The organism is Epibacterium sp. HA2-3 (assembly GCF_055693725.2).
The window spans coordinates 108,342-133,774 of record NZ_JBVFUL020000004.1; the positions used below are offsets into that span (position 1 = coordinate 108,342).

Genomic DNA, 25,433 nt, shown 5'->3' on the forward strand with positions numbered 1-25,433 from the left:
ATACCGGGCCCGGGGCGCCAATGCCCGGTTATTCAATAGGCTGAGTCACTCTGCCACAGCCGGTCGGCGCACCTCCAGAGATCGAACCCTGCGCCAGTCCAAACCGGCAAACAGGGCCTCGAACTGCGCCCGGTTCAGGGTCATTGCCCCATCGCGGATCGCGGGCCAAGTGAAGGTGTTTTCTTCCAGCCGTTTGTAGGCCATCACGAGTCCGCTGCCGTCCCAGAACAGGATCTTCAACCGGTCGGCGCGCTTCGACCGGAACACGAAGACCGTGCCCGTGAACGGATCCTCGGCAAGCGTCGACTGCACGAGCGCTGCCAGGCCGTCATGGCCTTTGCGGAAGTCCACCGGTTTTGTCGCAACCAAAATCCGGAGGCCCTGTGAGGGCATCAGCATGGCGAGGTCCCGAGCGCATGCGCGATCTCGGCGATCCGGGTCGCGGGCGTGCCGGGCGCCAGCTCGATCCTGACTTCGCCTGAGACGATCCGGATCACCTCTTTCGGTGCCGCCATGTCCGGTTCCGGCAGCACCTCCGGCACATCGCAGACTACCAGCGGGGCGAAGACCGGTTCGTCCAGCTCCGCTGCTGGCAACACCAGCTTCCCCTGCTTCGCCAACCGGCGCCAGGCCGACAGCTGGTTTGGCAAGACTCCATACCGCGCCGCCACGCCATTCACTGTCGCGCCCGGTTCGAGCGTATCCGCCACTGCCCGGGCCTTGGCTTCATCCGGCCACCGCCGGTGACCCGACGCGTAGATCTCCACGCCCAACGATTTGAGAAACGAATTTGTAGTGCACATTGCGAAACGCACTCCCCACTGTGAGATGTGCAAGATCTCGCAGTACGGGATAGGCGCTACAACGTGGGGCCGGGACAGCGCTTACAGATCGACTGTCGTAGGGAACACTTCCATTTGCTGCATCTTATCCAACATATTGGGCAATCCCTTCTCATGTGTCACAATATCAGGTAGACATATGTGTTTCCACTATGTTCTAATTTTTCCCGACTCGGGCGAAACATTTCCGCTGCACTCTCCCCTAGCTTGGCAGAACTGCTGCAGGTTTAGGACTTCGACTGTACTTCGTGTTCTTGAATAGGGCGACAAATGGTAAAGAACATCTGCATATTCTCGGACGGAACCGGCCAGATGGGTGGCGCCAGGCCGGACCAACGGCTGTCGAATGTTTACAAGATGTATAGAGCCATGCGTCCCGGCCCAGATTCACCAATTAGCCCGAAGGACCAAGTGGCTTTTTACGACCCGGGCTTAGGGACAGGAGAACGCGGTGGGTTTTTCGGTCGGATCAAGCCGATCCTGGAAAGCGCCGTCGGAACTGGCATCGACCACAACATCATCGATTGCTACGAGCAGATCATCGCCCATTACGAGCCCGGCGACCGAGTGTTGCTGTTCGGGTTCTCGCGCGGGGCCTACACAGTAAGAGCACTGGCAAACGTTATGAACCTCTGCGGTGTCCCGACGCAGATGCCGGATGGTTCGCCGGTCCCGCGTCACGGTCCCGGATTGCGCAAGATCGCCAACGACGCTGTAAAATTCGTGTATAATCAAGGTGCTGGAAAACCGCGCGGACAAGAACCTTACTTCAAGAACCGTGAAGAGCTCGGCAAACGATTCCGCAAGAAGTATTCGAGCTTTCCTCTTGTTGGCGAAGACAATCAGGGAAACGTTCAGCCAACATTCATCGGGGTCTTCGACACGGTGGCATCACTGCGAACGGCAGTTGTCCGCACCTTGGTCTGGGGCGTCACGTTCGGGGTCGGGGCGGCTTTTGCCGCAGGCGTTGCACTCGGGTGGTCTTGGCTTTTGGTTGTTCCACTCGGCGCACTACTAGCTGCGCTTCTTTGGCAGCTTGGTTCCCTGTTGCTCGACAACTTCAAATACTTCTCGGACGATCCCGAGCGCAAACTGAAGCTCTGGCGCCCAACGGATTGGCCGCAGATGCTCAAGACAGGTCACTTCGCGGCGTGGAACAAGCGCAACTACGACAAGTGGCTGGATCCCGATGTCCAACACGCCCGTCACGCCATGGCGATCGACGAGGACCGTGCGGACTTTCCAAGAGTCGGATGGGCATCAAAAGCGGCCGCGATTGAGACCAAAGATCGAGAGCCGAAGTGGCTGAAGCAGGTCTGGTTCCCAGGCTGCCATAGCGACATTGGCGGAAGCTATCCAGAGGCAGAGTCCCGCCTGAGCGACATCGCCCTCGATTGGATGGTCGACGAATTGAAAGACTGCGTTCCGTCGATCCAGATCAACGAGAACGTCTTGAACCGCGCCCCTGACCCTCTGGGTTTGCAGCACCGCGAAGACGCGATGGTAGCATTTGGCCCCCTCCGCATCCGCTGGAAGAAGGGAATTCGCGCAGTTGGCGACGACTTCCCACTCCATCCTTCAGTCGAAGAGCGCATGCGAGCCAAGGCCGTCGCCCAGTGTGGCGAGGTTAAGCCCTACCGACCTGCCCAGTTGAAAGAGCGACGCGACTTGAAATTCTACTACGACGAATAGGGGACTAGTCGACGGCGCTCACCCGCCCAACAATTCCTCGATGAAATCCTCCTGCCGGTCGAGCGCCGCCTCCCATTCCTTCGGCACGGCCGCTTCCCGCTCGAGCGTCTCCGGCTCTGGTTGCCCGCGCCCGGCCTCCAACGCCATCACGCTCATAGAGCGCGCCTCGCGGCGCCGTGATCGATCCCGGACAGGCGCGCGTTCGGCTGGTTTCGCCTGCTCGTCCGCGCCGACCTCGTCACCACCGTCGCTACCCCAAGGCCCCACACCCTGCACGCTCGGCGGATAGGGGAAGGGCTTGCCCTCCTGTCGTGCCAGCATCTCCTTGAAGAAGGGATCATCGTAATACTTGATCCGGCTCGCCTTGATCGGATGCTGGGGCGAGGCGAGGATGATGACCTCGTCGGGGTCCATCAGGCGCGCTTCGGTCTCGGAAAGCAGCGGCCGTTCTTCCAGACGCGCCGAGGTCGAGGTTGCGCCGAGGAAACCCTTGTTGCGGCCATACATCCGGGTGACCGCCTCGCGAGTGGTGCTGCCGACGGCGGCGGAGACCTCCTTCACGGTCCGCTGATCCCGAGGGGTGATGTAGAGCTTCAGCCCTGCCCCGTTCTCGAGACTTTCGCGGCCCTCGGGCCCGTAGATGCGATCAAGCGAGGCCAGTGACTGCGCGATCATCGCGACGCGGCCGCCATAGCTCGCCAGTGAATGGATCGCGCGCTCGAGATAGGGCATCGCCCCCATCTGCTGGAATTCGTCGATCATCATCATAACAGGCCAAGGCTCGTCCGGGCCAGGTTCGTTCAGACGGATCGAGGCAATGAGATCGGCGAACATCAGGCGCAGAAGTGGCGCGAGGGTTGCGATGTGATCCTCGGAGACGGCGATGTAGAGCGACTGCGGTTGCTTCCGAAAAGTCGAGAAATCGAAATCACTCGCCTCGGTGGCGGAGCGGACCGCCGGGTTGTCCCATTGCTTGAGACCGGCGGTCATCAGCGCCTGGATGTTCGAGGTCAGGAGCCGCGACGAGGCCGAGGCCGCGTTGGTCCAGAGCTCGCGCAGGATGTCTTCCTCGGCCTCGTCGGCATAGGTCTTGTACTGCGCGTTCTTGTATTCGCCCCCGGCGACGATCTTGTTCACCGCGCCAAGGTTTGGGGTGCCGCGCTGGATGGCCAGCAGGCAAGCGGCGACAAAGATCGACTTGCCAGCCTCGGAGAAAGTGTCGAGTTGCTTGTTGTCCTTATCGAGGAAGAGGTCAGCGAGGATCGAGACCTCGGTGAAACGCTGCGCGAAGCTCGGGGCCTTGGCGATCCGGGCGAGCGGGTTGTAGCGATGCGTGGCATTGGCCCAGTCGAAGGGGCTGAAGCGATAGACCTCGTCTCCGTTCAGCGCCCGGAGCCGGGCGGTCTTCTCGAAGTTCTCGCCCTTCACATCGAGCACCACGACCGAGCCCGCGAAACTAAGAAGGTTCGGGATCACGAAACCCACCCCCTTGCCGGCGCGGGTCGGGGCCACCATCATCACATGCGGGATGGTGGTCGAGGAGATGAACTCGGCCTTGGAACTCGGCGCGCCAAGCTTTCCGCAGACGAAGCCCTTGCCCGGGGCCTGCAGCATGTCGTTCTTCTTCAGTTCGGCTTTCGTCTGCCAGTGTGCCGAGCCGTAGTCGTCGCGCTCCTTCTTCCAGGTCCAGGCCAGCGCCAGAGCGCCGAGGCCGATGGCCCCGAAGCCGACGGCGCCGAAGCCCACCTTGAAGGCTTCGGGATGCGCCGCACGGGTGCTGGCGCTCGCCTTCCAGAGCGCCAACATGTCGAAACTATGAAAGCCGGTTTTCAGGGCCAGGGTCAGGTAGAAGGCGGCGACGATGGTGCCGATGACGGCGCCGCAGATCACACCGAAGAGGAGAGCGGCCCAGAGGGGAAGTGTCTTGGTCATGGTGGTCATCTCCCCCTTAGAACTCCATCTCGTCATCGAGACCGCGGTCGCGGCCAAGATCGCGCCCCAGCTCCTGCGCTTCCTGCTGGCCGCGCAACCGCGCCACTTCGGTCGCCTTGTCCTGCTGCAACGCGGCGGCACGGTCGGTGAAGACCTGGTCGCCCGTTTCCTCAAACGTCATTTCGAGGAACTCCTGTGTGACGGTGATCTGGTCGAGCTTGCTCGGCAGGGCCGCATCCAGCACCTCGTAGTTGCCACGGCGAAGCTCGGCCAAGCCTTCCTCGCCCAGTTCCTTAAAGAGCTCGGATTGCAGGGTCCGCTCGACAATCTCTTCCTGCTCCTCGGTGAGCTTGCCGTCTCGCAACATGTCGGCGAGGTCCGGCAGGTAGGGATTGGGCGTCCGGTCATCTTCGTCGATCAGCGGCAGCGTCGCCTCCTCCTCGTCCGAGAGGGTCCGGCCGATCTCGACGCCCAGCTCCTTGGCGCTTTCCATCAGCGCGTCCATGACACCGTCGACTTTTTCCAGCGCGGCATCCAGTTGGTCGTCGTTGGCGGTTTCTACGCTCAGACCGTCTTTCGCCAGCACCGCGTTCATGTCGCGTTCGACCCAGTCCTGCGCCATGCCGTAGTTCCGCGTGCCGCCCGCCGTGATCCGGGCCACCAACTCCTCGCTGTCCATGCCTGCCTCTTCGGCACTCTCGAGCACCTCACGCAACCCCTCGTCATTGCCGGACTGCAGCGCGCCGATCAGCACCTCGCTGCCCGCCCCCGGGGGATAGGATTCTTCGAGCTGCTTGCCGAAGCGCGCCCGCAGTTCCGGGTCCGGCACCATCTGCGAGAGATCCGCGATGATCGGCGCGGCCTTGGCTTCAAAAGCGGCACGTTCGGCCGGGTCCAGTTCCTCGGCCTTGAGCCTCAGCGCCTCGATCGTGCGCTCGGAATAGTCGATCGCGTCACCGACGGTCTTGATGTCCTTCATGTCTATCTCTCCTTCGGTGAAGCTCCATGGCGTGCCGGAGCCAAGCCCGTCCGCCATGCCGCGGACCGCACGTGCCATGTGACGCTGGTCCATCCGGTCCAGCAGGTCGGCGAGGTTCTTGTAGTCCTTGGCGAAGCCCACCACCTGCGCCTGCGCGATGGCGGATTCCGGGGCCGTCATGACGATCTCGCGCGGCAGGCGGGCCTCTTCCTTGGCGCGGTAGATCTCCTCGATCCCGGCGGGTTTCTCGAAAATGCCGCGCTCGAGCCGCGTGGTGGCATCAAGCATCACACCGTAGCGTTCCGCGATCTCGGCCTGCTTCTCACGCATCAGCTGAGGCGACATCACGCCTTCGGCCCAACACGAAAACCAGGTCCCCTTCTCGACGCCGCGATTGTTCAGGATGATATGCGCGTGCTTGTGCGCCCGGTCGTCATGGACCGCGAGCACATAGTCCCACTGATCGCCGTATTCACCGCTCTCGAAGAAATGCTCTGTCCAGTCCATGGCGATGTCGCGCACCTGGTCGACGGTCACATCGGTCGGGAAGGACAGAAGCATGTGCGAGGTGAAGCCGAGCTTGGTCGAGCCGCGCCAGGTCTCCGCCCAATCCTCGATGATGTCTTCTTTCTGCTCCTCAGAAAGCACCGCCGCATCGGTCAGCGCATTGGTCATCGTCGAGTAGGTATAGACCGCCTTGTCGTTGATGTAGGATATCTGCGCCCCAAGGGACGCCCGCGTCTTGCAGCCGCCGGACCGGATCCGTTTGAAGACCGCCGCCCGGCTCTGACCCGACGCCGCCTTCAGCGCATTGCGCGCCGACATGGACCCAACGCGCGCGAAACTGCGACCCTGCCGATGCCCCGCCAGCCGCGCGTCGATCCGCGCCGCGGCCTGGCCCCGGATGCGCTCATCCTCCCAGAGCCGGCCCATGACCGAGGCGTAGAGGGCGAGCGGGTCAGCCATTCCTGACGAGCCTCAATCCACGCTCGAGCGTGCGCGGGCTGTCCTCCAGAACCGCGCTCTCCGCCCCCTGCCCTTTTTCCTTTTGCGGCCACTCCTGATGGCGCAGCGCCTGCGCCGCATCCTTCATCCGGCCCATCTCGCGGCTCATCGACTGCGCCAGATCGAGCAGCTCGATCAGCACCGCGCGATCCGCCTCGGAGACCTCCAACCGACCGCGATGCACCGCCTTGGCGAGCACCAGCCCGGCGTCGCTCACATCCTTCGCCTGACGCCAAGTGGCGCAGAATTCCGCGACCAGATCACGCGGCACATCGAGGAATCCGCACCGCCCGCGCAGCACCGCATTGAGCGCCTGAGACCGATTGGCATAGCCCCGCGCGCGCCACTCCGCATCGAAGGCATCGAGCTCGGATCGGCTTGCCCGGAAGGCCACTGTCTCACTCGGATCGCGCACCGCGATCCCCTCGCCCGCCTCCTCTTTCGCGAGCCGGTTCACATGACGCGGAGAGATGCCAAATGCCGCCGCCAGGTCCTTCGCGCTTTCGCCCGCCGCATAGCGCCGCGCGACTTCGATGCGCTCTTCCAGCTTCAGGTTTTTCGCTGACCTCGGCACTAGGGCGTTCTCCCGCTTCCAAGAAAAGGATGCATGCGCAGACGCGCGCGAGGCAGCGATTGCCTGCAATCGCGTTCGCGTGCGGCGGAGCATTCAGCTTTGCGGGAAACGCCCACGACAGACCCCTCGGACAAAATGTGCAAACATTGGCCATATCCTGCCAACGTCTTCCTTCTCTCCTTCGCTTATACTTCAATACATCACATTGCGCAATATTACGTTTTGTATGTCGTGTATTTTTGCCAACATCGGACACTATCAAGACCCCGCGTCGCAGCGCGACATGGAACGGGACCCGCCCACATCGATGCAGGACAACCAGGTCGAAAAAGCTTCCGAAACTTGCGTTCAAGACGCACGCGACGAAAGGCAAACCGAACGCTCGATCCGGTCACGGATCGGGCGCCAGCAACACGGAAACTGCCCGCGAGAGATAGCGCGGGTCACACCCTCTGCGGGCGTCGCGATGCTTCTGACAGACGGCGTCAGACCCCTGCGGGTTCGAAGACCCGCAGGGGTGTCTGGGTCAGTGACCCAGTCCCTGAGTGCGCAGGTCGTCGTAGCGGCTGCGGGCGATCAGCGCCTCGGTCTCGAGGCTGTCGAGGGTCTCGGGATGGGCGTCTTCGTCGAAGGCGGCGAGGTAGGCATCGAAGGCCATGTCGGCTTGCAGTTCGGCGAGGTCGATGGATTGTTCGAGTGTCATGGTGTGATCCTTTCCGTTGATCGTCGTTGGACGGATCGTGGAAAGGACCGGGGGCATAAGATCGGGCTGCACCCGGCACGGGGCGGAATGAAATGGAGCACGCCGGGGGCAGGTTTGTTGTGAGCGATGCCCAGCAGCGCTCAAGGCGTCAGCCGTCCAGAAACCTGCCCCCGACGTTGCCGGCCGCTCGACCCCGAGCTACCGATCTCTAAGGCCAACAGGTCGACGGAAAGGCGCGCGGCGGTGACACGGATTGGAGACGATGCCCTCCAGACGCATGACGTTCATCTGCGGATTGCACCCTCGCGGCACAGGGTGAGTTCGGCGCCCCTGGCTGCTTCGCCAAGACGACCCAAGCGCGGGTCGCTCGAATGAGAGAAGGGGTGTGCTTGGCTCGCTCAGCGGGCTCCCAGTTCTCCCTACGGACATTTGGCTCAGCCTCCACCGCGCGTGATCCACGCTGTCACTGAACTGAAAGATCGAAGCCGCGTCCGCGACCTATCCGGTCAGACGACCCGCCTCTGCGTGCGCGTCCGAAATATTCCGTATTCTTCGGACATCGGCTTTTTGGCCCGCCCATCAGGCGCACCCAAGAACGAGAAATAACCAGACCGCCGGAGCGGTCTGGCCGTTGGCTTAGGCTGCGTCTTTAGGACCCCAGGGGATGACGGCCTGCAGGGACAGATCGTCCTGGTTCGCGGCCTTGCCGAGGTTGGCGTTGAACCCGTGGTCGCGGATGGTCAGAGTGTAGTAGTCAGCGCCGGTCTCCTTGTTCTGCTTCTTCCAGATGCCGCCGCACTCGACCAGCTTGCCACGCGGGGAGCGGCCGAGGACGCGGTGCGTGGGGGCCATCGGGTTCGAGCTCGCGACGGGTTCGACCGTGATGTCGAGGTCGAAGGTCAGAGTCGAGATGGAGCCGACGCCCTTGGCGGTCTCAAAGTCGGTGCTGGTGAATTTGATGCAGTTCGTGGTCATTGCTCTTCTCCTTGTTTGCGTTGCAATGATGGTCACCTTGCAGCTGGCCAAGGCCCGGCCACACCGAAGGCGGAGCGCAGCGGAGAGGGGCAGACGCCGGTCTTTTTGGCTCGCGAGGAATGACCCGCAGGGTCAGGGGAAAAAGATCGGCGACAACCTTTGTGGGCGGGACGACAGCTGCGACCAGCATGTCATGCAACTCAGACAAAGGGAGAAGTGCGGTGGCCACGAAGGAAACTGGGTGAACTTCCGACAAGGATGCGGCGGGGTGCGGTGTTTTCTCCGTCCTATTGCCCCGATCCGAACCCGAACAAGGCAGAGCTTTCCCTGACCCTGTCTCATGTGCCGCGACGGCTGGTTTCCGTGGCAACGCGAAGTGGATTGTCTGAAAGAGCAGCCGGGAGACCGTCGAAGCATCGATACTGTGCTCGGCTCACCGGGATTTCGAACGGACCCTCCGCGGCAGCCCGACAACTTGCGATCCGCACAGCACGAGCATTGCCGGCCTTGTGCCAGCTTCGGCCAATGCGATCATGAGGTCGTCGACCATCGTTTGCGACCCAGGATGACGGGGCGGCACAGCATGTCCGGCAAAGCACGGAACAACACCGGCCGAGACGCGAGGCAAGAGATCACTGATGTCACGCGTCCGCCCCAGCGACCGTAACCGGAATGGCCGAGATGAAGCGTTGCCACGACCATGCGACGGCTGGTCGGACTGGCTCCGAAGGAGACGGCATGGCCATCAGCACGTCTCAGGGAGAGGCGGCGTTTCAGCTCGGAGAGGACGGCTGCCTGCAGCCGACCGAGTAGGGCGCGGTCCTAACCAAAGGGCAGGAGGGGCCAATTTCATTAAGACCTAACCATCACACGAAGGACTCGGTTGGCCGCGAAGGAAACTGGGTGAACCGCTGGTGGAGATGCTGCCGGTTGACAGTAGTGCTTCGAGCCAGGCCTTTGCCGTTGTATGTCCTACATGTTGCAAAGAACTGAGCCGGCCCTGTCCGCAATTGCACAACCTTTCAGCTCACAAAACTACACGTGCATGAGGCATCGGAAGTGGATCAGTAAGGGCAGTCCGGCCCCGGCCGCAAAACGCCCTCCGCAGTGGCGCGGCCCAACGCAACATCTTGACCGCGTTCAGTCAGCTCGAGCACCCGATTATCGTCGTATTGGCCCAGCCGCACCAAGCCGAAGGCCTCCAGTGAGCAGGCGGTAGAAGTGAGCTCGTAACGTGTAGCCGCAAGCGCAATTACTCGGAGCCAATCCATAAGAGCGAGTTCATTCATTCGGTAGCACGGAGCCCGTTCGAGCGCCCGCAAAACAGCCAAAGCTCGATGCGTCTCTTTGATGACTTCAATCGGCGCGGCATTGTTTGACGTCATAAAAGATTCACGCCCATCACCAAATCCGTCTCCTTCATTCAGCTCGGTTATTGGCCTGATTTTGAAGATCCATCAGACGAGCCATTAGGTCATCGAAAGCAATGGAGTCTGACTGAAGCAGCCCCGCTTCCTGCATTTTCTGGTAATCTTGGGCCAGCGCCTCCAAGGCTTCACCCTCTGGGATCAGGCAAAGCGACCCTGAGACGGCATCGGCATAGTTTATCGTCGCACCCAAACGATCGGTTTCGCGAAAAAAGTGCTGTTTGTGCTTCGCAACATCCTGGGCAAGCGGCTTATTCTCCAGCGCCCGAGCAGCGATACCCACAGCCTGCAAGCGATCCAGGTCGTACCAGTGACGCGCATAGCGGTCGCCGCCTCGAAACGTGCCTCGCAGGCAATAGGCATGGATAGCTGTCGCCTTCTCCCAAAACGTCCGTTCGGCCATCATCACACGAGGCGTGGCGACGGGCATGAGCAACTCAGGTAGTGCTTGGGAGAGGTCACATACCACCTCGTGACGCTGCGCCGGTTCACCTGTGGACCTGGCGCCAAATTCCAACAAGACCGATGGACGAACATACCCGCTGCCGCTGCGCACCGCGTCGTAGTCCAGATAGATCTTGTCACCTTCTACACGGGTTTCTGCTGGGAGCGCCACTGCCTTGACCTTGTCCGACAAAATGGGGTCCACTTTTGACGCCACCCACTCGCCCAATCGATTCCGAACGGCTTCGGTCCATTTCTGAGCTTGCGAGCGGCTTGGCGGATTTGGATCGTCGGGATCCTTGATCAGATCGGGAATGATCTGCCTGATGTCATATGTCAGATCGACATCTTCTGAGAACCGGTCAATCGCCTTGTAGACCTTGGACAGCGAGGTTCCGCCCTTGAACACCAGGTGTTCGCCGAGATCACTGTCGAACAAGGCGTCAAGCACCCAGACGACCCAGATATCTTTTTCCAACAGGTCTGCAGGCCGCCCCAATTTCGAGGCGGCCACTTCCAGCGCGTCGATCTTGTCTTCTCGCGGCAGTGAAAAATAGGTTTGGCTTTCGGTCATTGTGATGGCGCAAGCGCGCTAAGTTCCTTGGCCATCCAAGTTGGCGCAGAGGCTCGAAGGCTCAGAAGCTCGCGCTTCTCCTCTTCGTTCAACGTCGCCTTGATACGCCTCAAAGCCTGGGCAGCTTCAGACTTGCCGAAATAGGCGAGCGCCCGAAAGGCGTGCCCGGCACGGCTGTTGGGCGCTCGAAGCTGCCAGCTCGGCACATGTTTAAGCTCGACGCTTTGCGCTCCGAGCTTCAGATGACGGCTCGGCCCGGAGGTCCAAAAAACTTGACGGGATGGATTCTGCGTCGAAATGCCGAGTAGGTTCGCTGCCGATGCCCCGCTTTGCGACACGCGCTCACCGGTTGATTTTGCAATGTGCTCAACCACGGCCTCAACCGAGGGTGCCCGGCTCCCGAAGCGGGTTTTCACAGGCTGCGCGAACAATCCCCGTTTCACGCGCATAAGCTCACCCCGCCGAACCAACCGCGACAACGCCTGGTCCACCGCGGCACGCTCTCCAAGGTGCAACAACTCCCGCGCCGAGAGGGTTGCACCCTCCGGCAGCGCTTCAGCATAGGCCTTGATCGCTTGAGATGTGGTTTGCATGTTCGCCTCCAAGTGTCAGATATATAGCTTGGTTTCTGACAGCTTTCAAGGTAAAAGCACCTAAAACAACGAAGGGAGCGTGCTGGAGAAGCCAGCTTAACGAATTGATTTAAGACAGCTATGAACTTGATATGTGCATTGAACCGGCCTTGTTGCACAAATTGGTTAGGGGATTCACTGCATGAATCCAGCATGATAGCTTGGAGGCATGAGCAGCTGGGCCCCTACGAAGTACAAGACCACGAACTGGTCGGCTTACAATCAAGCACTGTGTCAGCGCGGATCGCTGACGATCTGGTTCGATCCCGAGATGGAGTGGGTCCCTCCGCCAACCGGGAGGCGCGGTCGCCAACAGAGCTTCAGCGATGCCGCGATCCAGGCCTGCCTGACGATGAAGGTGCTCTTTGGCATGCCTCTGCGACAGACGACGGGGTTCGTTCAGAGCCTCTTGCGCCTGGTCGGGCTGGACTGGACCGTGCCGGACTTCAGCACGCTCTGTCGCCGCCAAAGGGCGCTGAACGTGAATATCCCCTACCGTGGCGGCGCGGGTCCGCTGAACCTGCTGATCGACAGCACCGGTATCAAGGCTGAGGGCGAAGGTGAGTGGAATGCCCGTAAGCACGGTGGTTCCAAGCGCCGTATCTGGCGCAAGATACACATCGGCATCGACGAGGAAACGCTGGAGGTCCGGGCCGTCGAGGTCACCGGAAGCAACATCGGCGACGCGCCAGTCTTGTCCGACCTTCTCGACCAAATCCCGGCAGACGAAGAGATCGCCTCGGTGACCGCAGACGGCGCCTACGACACCCGTAAATGCCACGAGGCAATTGCCGCGCGCGGTGCCGCTGCAGTCATCCCGCCCCGCAAGAATGCCAAGTCGTGGCGGCCTACGAGCCCGGGCGCCATCGCCCGCAACGAAGCGCTGCGCGCCTCGAAATACCTGGGCCGCGCCATCTGGCGACGGTGGAGCGGATACCACCGCCGGAGCCGTGTCGAGAGCAAGATGAACTGCATCAAGCTGCTCGGCCAATCCCTGATGGCGAAAGACTTCGAGCGCCAGGTCGCCGAGCAGCAGGTGCGTATCGCTGTGCTCAACCGCTACACGGCACTTGGAATACCCGTCACAGAGCCCGTAGAGTAAGTCCGTCCGGGGAAGGGGGAAGCTCGAACATCAGCCGATTTGTGCAACAAGGCCCATGAGCCTGCATCTCGTTGAGCTCCCCTTGCACCTGCTTGACTTGCACGGATGGGCGGCCAAACGCGGATTAGCCAAGGGCCTCTTCGACGAAGGTCTGGCGCTTCACCATCTCCTTGGTGAGGGCTTCGGCCCGGCCGCGCTTCAACCCTTCCGCCTGATGGTCGCCCCGCGCGCCACCCGCGCCACGCTTTATGCCTATGGCGCGGAGCCCGCAGAGACCCTTGTAAAAACGGCCATGACCGTGGCCCCGCCCAGTGAACGGGCCATCCTGTCGCTAGATCAAATCCGCTCCCTACCTCGCCCGCCAGAAAGCTGGCAGGCCGGCCAAAGGCTCGGTTTCGATCTTCGCCTGCGCCCCGTGGTGCGTCTGGCCTCGGCCCTGAAAACAGACAGGGAGCAGTTTGCCAAAGGTGCCGAGATCGACGCCTTGCTCGCCAAAACCCTGCGCAACGATAAGACCCACGCGCGGGAAGAGGTCTATCTCGACTGGCTCGAAGCGCGGCTCTCTCCCGTTGCCGGTCTGGACCGCGACACCACCTGCCTACATAAATTCCAACGCCAAACCGTCCTGCGCGGCGGCAAACGCCTCGACGGTCCCGACGCCACAATTCACGGCACGTTGACGATCAAGGATCCAAAAGGATTTGCCGAACTTCTGGCGCGTGGCATCGGACGACACTGTGCTTATGGCTACGGCATGCTGCTTTTGCGCCCACCACAGCGCCGGACATAAGCCAGAAGGAAAGGCGGATCATGCTCAAAGGACGTCTCGGCCTTGACAGTGTCAAAGTCCCTCACGCCGATCGTGCGGGCTGTCTTTATCTCGCCCGTGGTGCGCTCACCGCGCGCGACGGCACACTCGCCTTCCTGCAAGGCGACACCACCGAGGCCGACGCCCTCTCCCCCGGCGATTACGCGATCCCGCTCCAAACCGTCTCCATCATCCTGCTTGGCCCCGGCTCCACCGTCAGCCACGATGCCCTGCGCCTTCTGGCGCATGCCCGCACGGCGCTGGCCGCCGTGGGCGAAGACGGCGTGCGCCTCTACACCGCGCCTCCCATGATCCCCGACAGATCGGGGCTGGCCCGTCTTCAGGCCCGCATCTGGGCCGATGACGATCTGCGGATCATGACCGCCCGGCGTATGTACGCGCTGCGCCTCGGTGAAATCCTCCCGCACAGCGACCTGAATGTCCTGCGTGGCATCGAAGGCGCACGGATGAAGGAAACCTACGCGCTCTGGGCGCAACGCATCGGCATCAACTGGCGCGGGCGTAAATACGACCGCAGCAATCCGAACGCCTCTGACCTGCCCAATCAGGCTCTGAACCATGCCGCGAGCGCCGTCGAGGCCGCAGCCGCAATCGCCGTGACCGCCACGGCAACCATCCCTCAACTGGGTTTCATCCATGAGGACCCCGGACAGTCCTTTGTCCTCGATATCGCCGACTTATACCGCGACCAGATCACCATCCCCTGTGCCTTCAAGGCGGCCAAACAGGTCCGCGAGCATCCGACCGAAAACATCGAACGCGTCACCCGCCGTCTGACCGGACGCACCCTCTCCGACGAAAAAGTCATCCCCGCGATGATCGAACGCATCAAGGCCCTGATCGAGGGGCGCGACTGATGGCCCTCACCCTCATCGTCACCCGTGACGTTCAGGCCCGATACCGCGGCTTCCTGACCTCTGTCATGCTGGAAATCTCCCCCGGAGTCTACGTCGCTCCGGACATGACCGCAGGCGTGCGCACACGGGTCGGGAGCGTGATCTCCGAGTGGTGGGACAGCTTGCGAGAAGGCTCTGTCACACTCGTCTGGCGAGACACCTCTGCAACCTGACATCTTCGCATTGAAACACTGGGGGAGCCGCCGAAAGACATTGTCGATGCGGATGGGGTTTTACTCGTCAAGCGAAAGTAGACACCCCACAAACTCGCCCCCATGCTCTTTGACAATTGAATAAAATCATGACATTAAGCCAGAGAGGCTCCCCCGCACCCGCGGTGGTCGCAATCTGCGTGGTCTGCGCCGCGGCTCCCCCGCATAGCCCGACGCCGGAGCGGCCCTAGGAACATCTCTCACGCCGCTCAGGCGCAATCGAGGAAGAAGGCGCGAAGGTCCCGCCCCTCGGCACTGAACAGCCTGCGCCGGTGCTCGAACTCCTGACCGGTTTGCTGATCCTTGAAGGCCTCGCGCTGGTATTCCCGCTCGGTCAGCGTCAGAGCCTGCGCACAGGAGAAGCCGATGCCAGTCGCCTGATCGAGATAGGCGTTGGACTCGCGATAGATCCGCTCGATCAGGCCGCAGGCCTCCAGCACGCCCTCCCTTTTCTTCTCCGGAGTCTCGAAACCCTTCCAGAGCCAGGTCAGGATATCGTCAGAGAGCGGCGCGAGGTTTGAGGGCACGCGCTTCAGCATCTGGAGCGCCCATTTCGGCTTGGCATTCGTGCTGCCGGTCAGGTGGCAGAGCGCGCCAGCCTGGCGCAGCAGATAGGTTCTGGCGTTCTCAAGGGCGGTATCGAAATCTCCGGATTTCCAGGCGCCCATGATATCCTTGAATTCCGGGTAGCCGCCGATCTTGTTTCGGTAGAGCACAAAGCTGAGCTTGCGCCAGCTGTCTTCCGGAACAAGGCCACGCAGCCGGTGCTCGTTGCACAGGCACTCGCCGACGTGAACCTTGTGAAGCGCATCCATGACCGTATAGACGAGCGTCTGTCGGAGGATCTTAGTCGATTTGAGAGAGCGGGCATAGAGGTCGTCGACCTGGGCCAGCATCTCTGTCAGCTCGGATTTGGAATAATACTCCACATCGAAGCCAAAGGAGCCCGTCGGCAGGTAATCGTAATAGGCGCGAACCTTGCCATCGACCACCTCCAGATAATTTCGCTCCCCCACGCTCTCGGCTGTGGGAAGGTCGTCGCCGATGACATAGACGTCCAGATCGGAATGGGCGTTGCCGATCCCTTCGACAAGCGTTCCGGAGAGGATGACAATGTCGTCCGGCCCGGCAACAGATCGCTCCAGGATTTCGTCGCTGTGAATGACCAGACTGTCATCCAGATATTTCAGGGTCTTGCGGTCCATTGCGGTCATCGTGTCTTGCAACATGTTGTTTTCCCAAGTCTGTGCCATGCTACGCCCGGGTCGTTTCAGGCGTGGTTTTCGCGAGTTTCAGGCTGAAGAAGAGCGTCCCCATGGCGATCATGGCCACGACGGCGCCCCAGATCTGGTAGAGCAGCTTCGACGACGATGTGTCCAAAAGCGTCGGCGAGAGATACATCACCACGCCAAAGACGCTGATCAGGCTTTGCTGGTTGGAGCGCACGCGTCCCACATAGTCGTTCGGGCAGACTTCCAGAACCTTTCCGTCCGCCAGAACCTTCCCGGCGGAAAAACACGCCCCCATGGCTGCGTGCAGGGTGACGATGCCGAGGAGAGAGGTCGTCATGGAAAAGAGGACCGTGCTGATGCCGAGCATGATCGTCATGAAGCTCGGCCAGAAGATCGCGCTTTTTCTCACGCTCATGACCTGCGCGACCAGCAACGCCGCCAGCACGCCGCCGACGGACCAGGCGGCATCCGCGAGCCCGTAAAGATCGCTGCCGGCGCCGAGATCGAATTTGATGAACCCGGGCAGTAAGACATTGGTCAGCTGACCGGTTGAGAAGCACAGCGCGGTCACGCCGGCGAGCATCGTAATGGTTTTGTCGCCCTGCATCATCCGGATACCGTCAAGGGTGCCGCGCCAGAAACTCGGCCGCTTCAGCGCCGCACCCCCGGCGATCACGCTTGGCAGGAATACACTCAGCAAAATGACCCCAACGGCAATCGCCGCACCAAAGGCAAAGGACCATTCGGGCGCAAAGAGATGCGTGACGTAGCCGCCCAGCCCGGCGCCCAGCACCATGGCCAGCTGGCGGATCGCCCCGGCGAAGGCGATTGTCCGGGCTCTGTTTTCCGTGGACACGACATGCTGGAGGATCGCATCGAGCGCCCCAGCCATCGTCAGGCTGCCAAGCCCGGTGATCGCGGCCATGACCAATATATGCGTCGCGCTCATCTCGACACCCGACAACTCCAGCACCATCGGCATCGAAAACGAAAGCACCATGAGACATTGCCCAAGGACCACGAGCGCCCGCCGCTCGATCCGGTCGACGATCGTGCCGATCACCGGGCCCAGAAAGATATTGATCAGGTGTATGACGACAAACACCAGCCCCACCGAGGCGGTGCTGTCGCTGACGATCAGCATGGTCCAAGCGATGCAGACGATGAAGAGGCCGCGATTGATGCCCGCCAGCAAGATGGTGACATAATAGAGTATCACGGTCGCAGGCCGGTCCTGTGCAAATTTGCCCATGGTCACACACCGAAGCCGCGTTTCGCCTGGAAGCAAGTCAGGGCCGAACCGGAACGGACGATGCACAGGGGGAATCGACACCTCATCGACGCCGGTGCGAACCAGCTCTCGCGGCGTGCGGCATCGACACGCTTAGTCAGGTCGGGGACGGAGAACACGAATTTCCCTTCTCTCGGAGACGCGCGGCGTCGCGTTTCGACGCAACACCGGGCCAGGCCCTCATCACATAACAATTTTGAGTATTATCTCATTAATTAGACGCCCGCAAAGAGAATCACACAAAATCCACAGGTTCTTTGACGATACTGCGCGACATGTCTAATTTTTTGGCACCCCTTGCCGCTGGCGGGTGCGAAACCGTCGACAAACCCGTATAATGAAATTGTGTCAGGTGCCGCTGCCACGGTGACATGCGCATCAATCGCCCATACATTCCAAATTAGCGAGGGAGTGCTTGGGATTGACGCTTTGTCAGTCCGGAAAGCCGAAAAAGACAGGACAAGAACGTTGATGCGAGGAAAGGTGAATTTCGTCGAGCTGGGCGCCAGGCTGCGGGCGAACCGCATGGGGCGCGGGCTTTCTCCGGACGATCTGGCGGCGCGTCTCGGCATCTCGCGTGCGGCCCTCTACCGGGCGGAAAAGGGCGAGATTGCCAAGATTGAGATGCTGGCCGCGATTGCCGATGAGCTGAACGTCTCGCTGCCTTCTCTGCTTGGTGCCGGAATCGAATATGTCGACAACGCCGTCGGCTTTTTCGAACGGATGCGGCATATCGAAGAGGATGGCGAGCAGATCATCGGTCTGTTCAGCCCGATCTCTTACCTTGTGACAACCGCCGGCTACGACGAGGTTCTCTATGATGTGCTACGCGAGTCCACCGATGGAGACAGGGCGGGGACCATTGATCAAATCATTGATATTCTGAAAAAAAGAAAAAAGCGTTTTGCCACGCGCCGCCCCCTGCTCGCCTCGATCATCTCGGCGGCAGACATCGCACGCTTTCTGCGCGAAGGCCTGGTCGGCCGCATCGACCTCGACGGCGAAACCCACGCTGCCCGCCGCCGGATGGCGCTGAAAGAAGCCCAGAACATCATCAAGATGATCCGCGAGCCCGATATCGGCGTGCAGATCGGCGTGGCGCGCGAGCCCATTCCCTCAACCTCCTTCCAGATCGTACGCAAAGGGCCGGAATCGACGCTGACCATCAGCCCCTTCCGGCTCGGCCACAACCCCAACATCCTGATCGGCATCGGGCTCATCACGAATGCGCCTGAGGCACTAGAATTGCACGAAAAAATCGTGAAGCGCCTCTGGGCGACGTCGCTCAAGGGACTCGAAGCCGCCGAGCATGTCGACGAGCTGATCGCGCAGCACGGCATCAAGTGAGCGGCGCATGATCAAAAATTAGGCGCCGCATGCTCCGGCACTAGAAATTTCCCGGATCGTCTCAATTATTAGATTCTTCTGTTGACCAATCCCGCGGTTTCGGTGGACGTTATGTGTACAAACAAATGAATGGGACACAGGGGTTCGCACATGTCTAAATCCAAGCTTCTTCTCTCGGGCTTGACTGCGCTCGGCGTCGCGCTGGCCGGCGGGGCCTCGGCGCAGGAGTTCGTGGCCAGGATCGGCCACCTAGAAAGCCCGGCGCAGAGCCGCCACGTCTATCTCGAGAAGGTGGCCGAGCTGGTCAAGGAACGCACCGGCGGCGCGGTCGAGTTGCAGATCTTCCCGCAGGGCCAGCTGGGCAACCAGCGCCAGATGAACGAGGGCGTGCAGCTTGGCACCATCGAAGGCACCGTCGCCCCTGCCGCCTTCCTCGGCGGTTTCAACCCGGCTGTGTCGATCCTCGACATCCCCTATCTGCTGCCCGATGACGCCGCCAAGGCGCAGTCGCTGCGCGACGGGCCGTTCGGCCAGGCGCTGCTCGACACCTTCGCCGACAAAGGCATGGTCGCACTGATGCTCTGGCCCAATGGCAAGAAACAGTTCACCTCGAACAAGCCGCTGGACAGCCTCGTGGATTTCGCCGACCAGAAGTTTCGCGTGATGGACAGCTCGATCCTGATCGCGCAGTTCAACGCGCTCAGCGCGTCGGCCATCGCGCTGCCCTTCGGCGAGCTCTACACATCGTTGCAGACCGGCGTTGTGGATGGCGAGGAGAACCCGCTCGACACCATCAAGAACATGAAATTCTACGAGGTGCAGAAAAACCTCGTGGTCTCGGATCACGGCGCTATGGAAGACGTGGTGCTGTTCAACCCGATGTTCTGGGAAAGCCTGACGCCGGAATATCAGACGGTGATAACCGAAGCCTTCGCCGAGGTGATCCCCGATCTGACAGCGCATAAGGCCGCAGCCGTGGACGAGGCGCTGGAAGTCATCAAGGGTGCCGGCACCAATGTGCGCGTCGCCTCTCCCGAGGAGCGCGCCGAGCTGCGCGAGATGACCTGGGGCCCCGCCTCGGAGGCCTATCTCGCCAAAGCCGGCGACCAGGGCGCGGCACTGCTCGCGGCCTATGACGAGGCCCGTGCCGGGCTCGAATGATTTCCCAAGAGAAATCTCCGGGGTCCGCCGCATCGGCGGGCCCGCGTACTCGCCATCGGCACAAAGGCCGATCTGCCGAAGGACCTTTCAGATGACCTTGCTCAACCTGTTGAGGAAGATCGAGCGCAGCGTGCTTGTCGCTCTCTTCCTGACCATGGTGCTGCTCTATTCCGGCTCCGTCGTCACCCGTGAAATCGGCGGCACCTTTGCCAGCCGCTTCGCCTGGATCGAAGAGGCGGTGCGCATGATGAACCTCTTTCTAGTGTTCCTTGCGCTCGGGCTGGCGCTGGAGCGCGGCAAACATGTGGGCATCACCAACCTGCGCGACAGGCTGCCCCGCCCGCTGCTCAAGCTGACCTGCCGGCTGATCGACCTCGTTGGGCTTGGCTTCTCGCTCTACCTGTCCTGGCTGTCGCTCGGGCTGGCGCGCTTCGTGCTGAACACGGGCCAGGCCTCACCGACGCTGGGCGTGCCGATGGCGCTGATCTATCTCGCTCCGGTCATCGGCTTTCTGCTGCTGGCGCTGCGCTACGGGCTCAGCCTGAGCGGTGTCATCGACCGCTTCGACAGCCGGGAGGCAACGCAATGATGCTGGGCCTGATTGTCCTGCTCGCGGTCCTGCTGCTGGTCTCGGGGTTCGAGATGTTCCTTGTGCTTGGGCTGCCGGCGCTGGCCTATAAGGAGGCGTTCTACGGGCGTCTGCCCGACGCGGCCGCTGTGCAGAAGATCGTCGGCGGCATCGATCACACGACTCTGCTGGCCATTCCCTTCTTCATCTTTGCCGCCAACCTGATGGGCTCCGGCCAGATCGCAAAACAGCTGATCGGAGTGGTCACAGCACTTGTCGGGCATACGCGCGGCGGTATCGGTCATGTGGTGGTCGGCGGGTCGATGGCGTTCGGCTCTGTTTCGGGCTCCGCCCCGGCGACCGTCGCCGCCATGGGGCGCACGGTCTATCCGGAAATGCGCCGCGCGGGCTATTCGGAAAAGTTCAGCCTCGGCCTGCTGGTGGCCAGCGCCGAGACGGCGCTGCTGATCCCGCCCTCGATCACCCTTATCGTCTACGGCTGGATCACCGGCACGTCGATTTCGCAGCTCTTTGCCGCCGGGCTCGGCGTTGGCCTCGTTCTGGGCCTCGCCTTTGCGCTCTTCGTCGAATTACAGGCGCGGCGCGATGCCGTGCGCCCGAGCGCAAGGCTGCCCTGGAGCGCGCGGCTGCGCACAGTGTGGGAGGCCAAATGGGCGCTGGGAATGCCGGTGATCATTCTCGGCGGCATCTATTCGGGAACTATCACCCCGACCGAGGCCGCCGCGGTCAGCGTGATCTATGCGCTCGTGGTGGAGACGGTCGTCTTTCGCGATCTCGGCCGCGCCGATCTGCTGCGCATCACCGAGGACAGCGCGATCAACACCGCGATCATCTTCGTATTGCTGGCGATGGGCGGGCTGATCTCCTTTTTCGTGACCCTGGCGCAGGTGCCCGATATGATCCTCGGGCTGCTCGACGCCGCCGATGCGGGGCGCATCGTGTTTCTGATCGCGGTCAATGTCTGCTTCTTCATCGCAGGTATGTTCATCGATCCGAACTCGACGCTGCTGGTGCTGGTGCCGCCGCTCTACCCGGTTGCGATGAGCTTTGGCATAGACCCGGTGCATTTCGGCATGGTGGTGACGCTGAACGTCTGTCTGGGCATGATCACACCGCCCTTCGGCCTCGACATCTTCGTGGCCTCTTCGACCCTCGGCAAGCCGGTCACCGACATTATCCGCGGCGTATGGCCCTTCGTTCTGGTCAACCTGATCGTACTGCTGCTGATCACCTACATCCCTCAGATCTCGCTGATCGTCCCAAAGCTGTTTTACCGCTGAGAAAGGCAAGACCATGATGCTTTCACCTTCCTTGCTCTCGGTTTCCGGTCCGCAGGGCATCCGAACCCGCTGTGCCGAAGCGCGCGCGGTGGTGCGCGCCAACGACCCGGTTAACGGCGAATACCGGCTGCTGACCCTTGACGCGCCCGCCGAGGTGCTGGGCTGCCGCCCCGGTCAGTTCTTTCAGCTGCTCTGCCCGGAGCCCGAGCACGAACACCCCTTTCTGCGCCGCCCGATGAGCATCTACGGCTACGATGCAGAGGCCAGGCAATTGCAGTTCCTCTACAAGGTCGCGGGCGCCGGGACGCGCGGGCTTGCCACGCTGCGCCCGGGCGACGGGCTCAATGTGCTGGGCCCGCTGGGACAGGGGTTTTCCATGCCGCAGCACTGGCAGAACCTGCTGCTCGTCGCGCGCGGCGTGGGCCTGGCCACGCTGGCGCCGCTGGCCCGGATGGCGCAGCAGGAAGGCCGGCGGCTCACCGCGATCTGCTCGGCGCGCCGACCCGAGCTTGCCATGTCGGTCGAACTCTTTCGCGGCTACGGCGCCGAGGTGATCGTGGTGCATGACGAAGACGGCTCCTCCACCCCGGACGCGCTGCGCGGCCTGATCGAGGCACGCATCGCCGCAGGGCAGGTCGACGCCGTCTACACCTGCGGCTCCGCTCGGCTGCTGCGGCTGCTGCAAGAGCTGGGCGCGCGCCATGGCATTCCCGGCGAGATCGCCATGGAACAGCAGATGGCCTGTGGGCTCGGCATGTGCCAGGCCTGCGTCCGCCCGTTCCGCCAGGGCGCCGAGATCGTGCAGCGCCGGGTCTGCCGCGACGGGCCGGTCTTTCCGATATCGGAGGCCATCGCATGAACGTGCAGGCTCCTGTCGATCTGTCTGTGCGCGTCGGCGCGCTGACGCTGAAAAACCCGATCATGCCGGCCTCGGGGACGTTTTCCGAGGATCTCTCGGATGTCTTCGATCTCGATGTGCTGGGCGCGCATGTGCTCAAGACCATCATGCACGGCAAGCGCGCCGGCAATCCGACTCCGCGCGTCTGCGATCTTCAGGGCGGGATGCTGAATGCGATCGGCATTCCCTCCAAGGGCATCGCGCATTTTCGCGAGGTGGTTCTGCCCTACTGGCAGCGCTACCGTGCGCCGCTGGTGGCGTCGATCTCGGCGCATTCCATGGAGGAGTTCGCCCGGCTCTGCGCTGAGGTCAGCCTGACCGGCGTGGCGGCGATCGAGGCCAATATCTCCTGCCCGAACATCGAGACGGACGGCAAGGCCTTTGCCATGCGCCCCGACACGACCGAGGCGGTGATCCGGCGGCTGCGGGCCGAGACAGAGCTGCCGCTCTGGGCCAAGCTGACACCGAATACCGGTGAGCCGGTCGAGGTGGCGCAGGCCGCCGAGGCCGGCGGCGCCGACGCGCTGGTCACCGCCAACACCGCGTTCGGCATGGCGATCGACGTGCGCACGCGCCGGCCGAGGCTCGGCAATGTGATGGGCGGCATGTCGGGCCCGGCGATCAAGCCGATTGCGCTGCGCATGACCTATCAATGCGCGCGCGCCTGCAAGATCCCGGTGATCGGCTGCGGCGGCATCGCCACGCTCGACGATGTACTCGAATTCCTTATCTGCGGCGCAAGCGCGGTGCAGATCGGCACCGCCACTTTCCAGTCTCCGACGGTGATGGCGCGGCTCGTGGCCGAGCTCGCCGACTGGGCCCGGACGCAGGGGCTGCGCTCGCTGTCGGAGATCGTCGGCACGGTGGTGCAGCCGGCCGGAGAGCCCGAATGCTGCTGAACGCGCTGCAAGACGAGACGCTCGAAACGCTCGCCGCCCGCCTTTTCGAGGACATCCGGGCACTTTCGCCCGACAGAGAAGGGGTGAACCGCCCGGCCTTTTCAGAAACCGAGACCCGCGTACTCGCCCGGCTGGCGGAATTCGCCGAGCGATGCGGGCTCAGCGTCGAAGAGGATGCAGGGCGCAACCTGCTGTTCAGCCTGCCAGAGGATGCGGATGCACAAAGCTGGGTGCTGATCGGTAGCCATGTGGATTCCGTTCCGATGGGGGGCAATTTCGACGGGCTGGCCGGGGTGGTGGCCGGGCTCATCGTGCTGATCCGTGCCGCCCGTGGCGGCCACCGGTTCCGCCGTCCGGTGAAATGCATCGCCATGCGCGGCGAAGAAAGCGCCTGGTTCGGAGCCTGTTTTCTCGGCTCAAAGATGCTCACCGGCAGGCTGCCCCCCGACGAGCTCACCGCGCCGCATCGGGGCGACGGGCGCAGCCTTGAGGCGCATCTGCAAACCCTCGGCATCGACACCGCGCCGGTCTCAGCCCAGCAATCGACCTGCGACCTGGCGCGGATCGAGACCTATCTCGAACTGCATATCGAACAGGGCCCGCTGCTGGTCGAGCGCGGGCTGCCAGCAGCAGTGGTGTCCGGCATCCGTGGCAATTTTCGCTACCCGCTGATCCGCTGCATCGGCGCGGCCGGCCATTCCGGCGCGGTGCCGCGCGCCTATCGCCATGACCCGGTGCTGGCCTTTGCCGAGCTGATGCACCGGCTCGACACCAACTGGGACCACCTGCTGCGCACCGGGCGCGATCTGGTGCTGACCTCGGGGATTGTCGGTACCGAGGCGGAAAGCCACGCCATATCGCGCATCCCCGGCGAGCTGCGTTTTTCGCTCGACATCCGCTCGCAGGACTGTGGCGTGCTGGACGAGATGCGTCGCTATCTGCACATGCAGATGGAGGATATCGCGAAAAGCCGTGGCGTGCGTTTCGAGACCGGCGCCGAGCTGGCCGTGGCGCCAGCGCTGATGGACAGGACTGTGCTCGCCGGGCTGGACGCGGCGATGGAGCGGACCAGCGGCGCGGCCTTCACCATGGCATCGGGCGGCGGCCACGATGCGGCGATCTTTGCCCAGGCCGGCATCCCCTCCGGCATGGTGTTCGTGCGCAACCGGAATGGCAGCCATAACCCGGCCGAAGCCATGGAGATCGCCGATTTCATGGTGGGCACCTCAATTCTTTCCACCTATCTGGAGGCGGGAGAATGAAGGAAGTGCTGAGCATCGGCGCCGTCGAAACCGCGCGCGACCGGCCCTTTATCCTGTCTTCCGGCATCGCCAGCCCGGTCTGTATCAACGTCCGCAAGGTGATTTCCTATCCGGCAATCCGGGAAACCCTGATGCTTTTCGCCACCGAGAGTCTCGACGCCGAAATTGGCCGCGACCAGATCGACGCTGTCGCTGGGACCGAGACCGCAGGCCTCCCCTTTGCCGCTTGGATCTCGGCCCTGACCGTGCTACCCATGCAATATCTGCGCAAGAGGGCGCAGGGTTTTGGCCCCGCCGCGCTGATCGAAGGGGTGTTCGAGCCTGGGCAGCGCGTTTTGCTGATCGAGGGTCTAACCACTGACGGCGCGTCGAAAATCCGCTTCTGCGAGGCGCTGCGTCAGGCCGGTGCCGTGGTGACCGACGTGCTGATGCTGTTCAACTACGACATCTTTCAGCAGACACGCAGTGCTCTTGCAGACCACGGGTCGCGGCTGAATGCTCTCGCGAGCTGGCGCGACATTCTCGCGGAGGCAGAGCGGAACCAATTATTTTCGCGTGAAGAACATCAACGCCTCGGCGCCTTCGTCGACGCTCCAATGGGGTGGTCGGCGGCGCATGGCGGTTCTGGAACCTTTAACAACTAAGTGGACAAAATA

The 25,433-nt window shown here is 62.2% G+C and carries 26 protein-coding genes; 14 read left to right on the plus strand and 12 right to left on the minus strand.

The genetic code is table 11. From position 1 onward, the window contains the following. Positions 1 to 45: 45 nt before the first annotated feature. On the minus strand, positions 46 to 399 hold the full coding sequence (tnpB, locus tag ACZ1HH_RS19655; RefSeq protein WP_168595277.1) for an IS66 family insertion sequence element accessory protein TnpB: 354 nt from the start codon (positions 397 to 399) through the stop codon (positions 46 to 48). Further along, the gene (gene tnpA, locus ACZ1HH_RS19660; RefSeq protein ID WP_472635111.1) at positions 393 to 803 is read right to left on the minus strand and encodes an IS66-like element accessory protein TnpA; all 411 of its coding nucleotides are present in this window, start codon (positions 801 to 803) and stop codon (positions 393 to 395) included. The genes tnpB and tnpA overlap by 7 nt, the downstream gene beginning before the upstream one ends. A 309-nt stretch (positions 804 to 1,112) precedes the next feature. On the opposite strand from tnpA, the gene ACZ1HH_RS19665 reads away from it, so the two are divergent. Further along, positions 1,113 to 2,534: a phospholipase effector Tle1 domain-containing protein gene (locus ACZ1HH_RS19665; RefSeq protein WP_472635723.1), complete on the plus strand. Its 1,422-nt coding sequence runs from the start codon at positions 1,113 to 1,115 to the stop codon at positions 2,532 to 2,534. An 18-nt stretch (positions 2,535 to 2,552) separates the two neighbouring features. Here the strand turns inward: ACZ1HH_RS19665 and ACZ1HH_RS19670 are convergent, their stop codons facing one another. The 5 genes from ACZ1HH_RS19670 to ACZ1HH_RS19690 all read right to left on the minus strand — a co-directional run bounded on the left by ACZ1HH_RS19670 (position 2,553) and on the right by ACZ1HH_RS19690 (position 8,702). Beyond that, complete coding sequence (locus ACZ1HH_RS19670) at positions 2,553 to 4,466, minus strand: type IV secretory system conjugative DNA transfer family protein (RefSeq protein WP_472635722.1); 1,914 nt, start codon at positions 4,464 to 4,466, stop codon at positions 2,553 to 2,555. Between the two features lie 16 nt (positions 4,467 to 4,482). Further along, entirely contained in the window at positions 4,483 to 6,411 is a 1,929-nt protein-coding gene (locus tag ACZ1HH_RS19675) for a relaxase/mobilization nuclease domain-containing protein (RefSeq protein WP_472635721.1), read from the minus strand. Further along, positions 6,404 to 7,024: a helix-turn-helix domain-containing protein gene (locus tag ACZ1HH_RS19680; RefSeq protein ID WP_472635720.1), complete on the minus strand. Its 621-nt coding sequence runs from the start codon at positions 7,022 to 7,024 to the stop codon at positions 6,404 to 6,406. The genes ACZ1HH_RS19675 and ACZ1HH_RS19680 overlap by 8 nt, the downstream gene beginning before the upstream one ends. 526 nt (positions 7,025 to 7,550) lie before the next feature. Beyond that, positions 7,551 to 7,727 (minus strand): hypothetical protein, encoded by a 177-nt coding sequence (locus ACZ1HH_RS19685; RefSeq protein WP_472635719.1) that lies wholly within the window; start codon positions 7,725 to 7,727, stop codon positions 7,551 to 7,553. 636 nt (positions 7,728 to 8,363) lie between these two features. Further along, a complete protein-coding gene (locus tag ACZ1HH_RS19690) occupies positions 8,364 to 8,702 on the minus strand; it encodes a DUF736 domain-containing protein (RefSeq protein ID WP_472635718.1) in 339 nt (112 codons plus the stop codon). 681 nt (positions 8,703 to 9,383) lie between these two features. Between ACZ1HH_RS19690 and ACZ1HH_RS19695 the strand changes: the two genes are divergently transcribed. Further along, on the plus strand, positions 9,384 to 9,515 hold the full coding sequence (locus ACZ1HH_RS19695; RefSeq protein WP_472635717.1) for a hypothetical protein: 132 nt from the start codon (positions 9,384 to 9,386) through the stop codon (positions 9,513 to 9,515). 251 nt (positions 9,516 to 9,766) lie between these two features. Here ACZ1HH_RS19695 and ACZ1HH_RS19700 read toward each other — a convergent pair whose 3' ends face one another. The 3 genes from ACZ1HH_RS19700 to ACZ1HH_RS19710 are packed head-to-tail and all read right to left on the minus strand — an operon-like array spanning position 9,767 to position 11,740. Further along, positions 9,767 to 10,087 carry a VpaChn25_0724 family phage protein gene (locus ACZ1HH_RS19700; protein ID WP_472635716.1) on the minus strand — a complete coding sequence of 107 codons (321 nt, stop codon included), beginning with the start codon at positions 10,085 to 10,087 and terminating at the stop codon, positions 9,767 to 9,769. Positions 10,088 to 10,121: 34 nt separating this feature from the next. Further along, entirely contained in the window at positions 10,122 to 11,147 is a 1,026-nt protein-coding gene (locus tag ACZ1HH_RS19705; protein ID WP_472635715.1) for a nucleotidyl transferase AbiEii/AbiGii toxin family protein, read from the minus strand. Further along, positions 11,144 to 11,740, minus strand: coding sequence for a DUF6088 family protein (locus ACZ1HH_RS19710; protein WP_472635714.1), 597 nt, complete (start codon positions 11,738 to 11,740; stop codon positions 11,144 to 11,146). The genes ACZ1HH_RS19705 and ACZ1HH_RS19710 overlap by 4 nt, the downstream gene beginning before the upstream one ends. Positions 11,741 to 11,948: 208 nt before the next feature. On the opposite strand from ACZ1HH_RS19710, the gene ACZ1HH_RS19715 reads away from it, so the two are divergent. The 4 genes from ACZ1HH_RS19715 to cas2e are packed head-to-tail and all read left to right on the plus strand — an operon-like array spanning position 11,949 to position 14,779. After that, complete coding sequence (locus ACZ1HH_RS19715) at positions 11,949 to 12,881, plus strand: IS5 family transposase (RefSeq protein WP_472635713.1); 933 nt, start codon at positions 11,949 to 11,951, stop codon at positions 12,879 to 12,881. Between the two features lie 55 nt (positions 12,882 to 12,936). Further along, entirely contained in the window at positions 12,937 to 13,671 is a 735-nt protein-coding gene (locus tag ACZ1HH_RS19720; protein WP_472635712.1) for a type I-E CRISPR-associated protein Cas6/Cse3/CasE, read from the plus strand. Between the two features lie 20 nt (positions 13,672 to 13,691). After that, a complete protein-coding gene (gene cas1e, locus ACZ1HH_RS19725) occupies positions 13,692 to 14,567 on the plus strand; it encodes a type I-E CRISPR-associated endonuclease Cas1e (protein WP_472635711.1) in 876 nt (291 codons plus the stop codon). Further along, positions 14,567 to 14,779 carry a type I-E CRISPR-associated endoribonuclease Cas2e gene (cas2e, locus tag ACZ1HH_RS19730; protein WP_472635710.1) on the plus strand — a complete coding sequence of 71 codons (213 nt, stop codon included), beginning with the start codon at positions 14,567 to 14,569 and terminating at the stop codon, positions 14,777 to 14,779. Before cas1e ends, cas2e begins: the two co-directional genes overlap by 1 nt. A gap of 248 nt (positions 14,780 to 15,027) precedes the next feature. On the opposite strand, the gene ACZ1HH_RS19735 is transcribed toward cas2e, so the two are convergent. Both ACZ1HH_RS19735 and ACZ1HH_RS19740 read right to left on the minus strand, forming a co-directional pair. Beyond that, positions 15,028 to 16,047: a hypothetical protein gene (locus ACZ1HH_RS19735; protein WP_472635709.1), complete on the minus strand. Its 1,020-nt coding sequence runs from the start codon at positions 16,045 to 16,047 to the stop codon at positions 15,028 to 15,030. A 25-nt stretch (positions 16,048 to 16,072) separates the two neighbouring features. After that, positions 16,073 to 17,302 carry an MFS transporter gene (locus ACZ1HH_RS19740; RefSeq protein ID WP_472635708.1) on the minus strand — a complete coding sequence of 410 codons (1,230 nt, stop codon included), beginning with the start codon at positions 17,300 to 17,302 and terminating at the stop codon, positions 16,073 to 16,075. 510 nt (positions 17,303 to 17,812) lie between these two features. Between ACZ1HH_RS19740 and ACZ1HH_RS19745 the strand changes: the two genes are divergently transcribed. From ACZ1HH_RS19745 to ACZ1HH_RS19780, 8 genes are all read left to right on the plus strand, one after another. Further along, positions 17,813 to 18,688 (plus strand): helix-turn-helix domain-containing protein, encoded by an 876-nt coding sequence (locus ACZ1HH_RS19745; RefSeq protein ID WP_487320545.1) that lies wholly within the window; start codon positions 17,813 to 17,815, stop codon positions 18,686 to 18,688. A 150-nt stretch (positions 18,689 to 18,838) separates the two neighbouring features. Further along, positions 18,839 to 19,849 carry a TRAP transporter substrate-binding protein gene (locus tag ACZ1HH_RS19750; protein ID WP_472635705.1) on the plus strand — a complete coding sequence of 337 codons (1,011 nt, stop codon included), beginning with the start codon at positions 18,839 to 18,841 and terminating at the stop codon, positions 19,847 to 19,849. Between the two features lie 91 nt (positions 19,850 to 19,940). Further along, positions 19,941 to 20,438, plus strand: coding sequence for a TRAP transporter small permease (locus ACZ1HH_RS19755; protein WP_472635704.1), 498 nt, complete (start codon positions 19,941 to 19,943; stop codon positions 20,436 to 20,438). Continuing rightward, a complete protein-coding gene (locus tag ACZ1HH_RS19760) occupies positions 20,435 to 21,718 on the plus strand; it encodes a TRAP transporter large permease (protein WP_472635703.1) in 1,284 nt (427 codons plus the stop codon). Before ACZ1HH_RS19755 ends, ACZ1HH_RS19760 begins: the two co-directional genes overlap by 4 nt. A 13-nt stretch (positions 21,719 to 21,731) precedes the next feature. Then, positions 21,732 to 22,577 carry a dihydroorotate dehydrogenase electron transfer subunit gene (locus ACZ1HH_RS19765; RefSeq protein ID WP_472635702.1) on the plus strand — a complete coding sequence of 282 codons (846 nt, stop codon included), beginning with the start codon at positions 21,732 to 21,734 and terminating at the stop codon, positions 22,575 to 22,577. Further along, entirely contained in the window at positions 22,574 to 23,515 is a 942-nt protein-coding gene (locus tag ACZ1HH_RS19770) for a dihydroorotate dehydrogenase (protein ID WP_472635701.1), read from the plus strand. The genes ACZ1HH_RS19765 and ACZ1HH_RS19770 overlap by 4 nt, the downstream gene beginning before the upstream one ends. After that, positions 23,506 to 24,777, plus strand: coding sequence for a Zn-dependent hydrolase (locus ACZ1HH_RS19775; RefSeq protein ID WP_472635700.1), 1,272 nt, complete (start codon positions 23,506 to 23,508; stop codon positions 24,775 to 24,777). Before ACZ1HH_RS19770 ends, ACZ1HH_RS19775 begins: the two co-directional genes overlap by 10 nt. Then, positions 24,774 to 25,421: an orotate phosphoribosyltransferase gene (locus ACZ1HH_RS19780; RefSeq protein ID WP_472635699.1), complete on the plus strand. Its 648-nt coding sequence runs from the start codon at positions 24,774 to 24,776 to the stop codon at positions 25,419 to 25,421. Before ACZ1HH_RS19775 ends, ACZ1HH_RS19780 begins: the two co-directional genes overlap by 4 nt. Positions 25,422 to 25,433: the final 12 nt, after the last annotated feature.

Bases quoted from the DNA above. Each gene is read 5' to 3' on its own strand.
- ACZ1HH_RS19695 (WP_472635717.1), top strand. From the start codon at position 9,384: ATGAAGCGTTGCCACGACCATGCGACGGCTGGTCGGACTGGCTCCGAA.
- cas2e (WP_472635710.1), top strand. From the start codon at position 14,567: ATGGCCCTCACCCTCATCGTCACCCGTGACGTTCAGGCCCGATACCGC.
- ACZ1HH_RS19760 (WP_472635703.1), top strand. From the start codon at position 20,435: ATGATGCTGGGCCTGATTGTCCTGCTCGCGGTCCTGCTGCTGGTCTCG.
- ACZ1HH_RS19765 (WP_472635702.1), top strand. From the start codon at position 21,732: ATGATGCTTTCACCTTCCTTGCTCTCGGTTTCCGGTCCGCAGGGCATC.
- ACZ1HH_RS19705 (WP_472635715.1), bottom strand. From the start codon at position 11,147: ATGACCGAAAGCCAAACCTATTTTTCACTGCCGCGAGAAGACAAGATC.
- ACZ1HH_RS19755 (WP_472635704.1), top strand. From the start codon at position 19,941: ATGACCTTGCTCAACCTGTTGAGGAAGATCGAGCGCAGCGTGCTTGTC.
- ACZ1HH_RS19745 (WP_487320545.1), top strand. From the start codon at position 17,813: ATGCGAGGAAAGGTGAATTTCGTCGAGCTGGGCGCCAGGCTGCGGGCG.
- ACZ1HH_RS19670 (WP_472635722.1), bottom strand. From the start codon at position 4,466: ATGACCAAGACACTTCCCCTCTGGGCCGCTCTCCTCTTCGGTGTGATC.
- ACZ1HH_RS19675 (WP_472635721.1), bottom strand. From the start codon at position 6,411: ATGGCTGACCCGCTCGCCCTCTACGCCTCGGTCATGGGCCGGCTCTGG.
- ACZ1HH_RS19685 (WP_472635719.1), bottom strand. From the start codon at position 7,727: ATGACACTCGAACAATCCATCGACCTCGCCGAACTGCAAGCCGACATG.
- cas1e (WP_472635711.1), top strand. From the start codon at position 13,692: ATGCTCAAAGGACGTCTCGGCCTTGACAGTGTCAAAGTCCCTCACGCC.
- tnpA (WP_472635111.1), bottom strand. From the start codon at position 803: ATGTGCACTACAAATTCGTTTCTCAAATCGTTGGGCGTGGAGATCTAC.
- ACZ1HH_RS19780 (WP_472635699.1), top strand. From the start codon at position 24,774: ATGAAGGAAGTGCTGAGCATCGGCGCCGTCGAAACCGCGCGCGACCGG.
- ACZ1HH_RS19770 (WP_472635701.1), top strand. From the start codon at position 22,574: ATGAACGTGCAGGCTCCTGTCGATCTGTCTGTGCGCGTCGGCGCGCTG.
- ACZ1HH_RS19700 (WP_472635716.1), bottom strand. From the start codon at position 10,087: ATGACGTCAAACAATGCCGCGCCGATTGAAGTCATCAAAGAGACGCAT.
- ACZ1HH_RS19775 (WP_472635700.1), top strand. From the start codon at position 23,506: ATGCTGCTGAACGCGCTGCAAGACGAGACGCTCGAAACGCTCGCCGCC.
- ACZ1HH_RS19690 (WP_472635718.1), bottom strand. From the start codon at position 8,702: ATGACCACGAACTGCATCAAATTCACCAGCACCGACTTTGAGACCGCC.
- ACZ1HH_RS19710 (WP_472635714.1), bottom strand. From the start codon at position 11,740: ATGCAAACCACATCTCAAGCGATCAAGGCCTATGCTGAAGCGCTGCCG.
- ACZ1HH_RS19735 (WP_472635709.1), bottom strand. From the start codon at position 16,047: ATGTTGCAAGACACGATGACCGCAATGGACCGCAAGACCCTGAAATAT.
- ACZ1HH_RS19750 (WP_472635705.1), top strand. From the start codon at position 18,839: ATGTCTAAATCCAAGCTTCTTCTCTCGGGCTTGACTGCGCTCGGCGTC.
- ACZ1HH_RS19740 (WP_472635708.1), bottom strand. From the start codon at position 17,302: ATGGGCAAATTTGCACAGGACCGGCCTGCGACCGTGATACTCTATTAT.
- ACZ1HH_RS19715 (WP_472635713.1), top strand. From the start codon at position 11,949: ATGAGCAGCTGGGCCCCTACGAAGTACAAGACCACGAACTGGTCGGCT.
- tnpB (WP_168595277.1), bottom strand. From the start codon at position 399: ATGCTGATGCCCTCACAGGGCCTCCGGATTTTGGTTGCGACAAAACCG.
- ACZ1HH_RS19720 (WP_472635712.1), top strand. From the start codon at position 12,937: ATGAGCCTGCATCTCGTTGAGCTCCCCTTGCACCTGCTTGACTTGCAC.
- ACZ1HH_RS19665 (WP_472635723.1), top strand. From the start codon at position 1,113: ATGGTAAAGAACATCTGCATATTCTCGGACGGAACCGGCCAGATGGGT.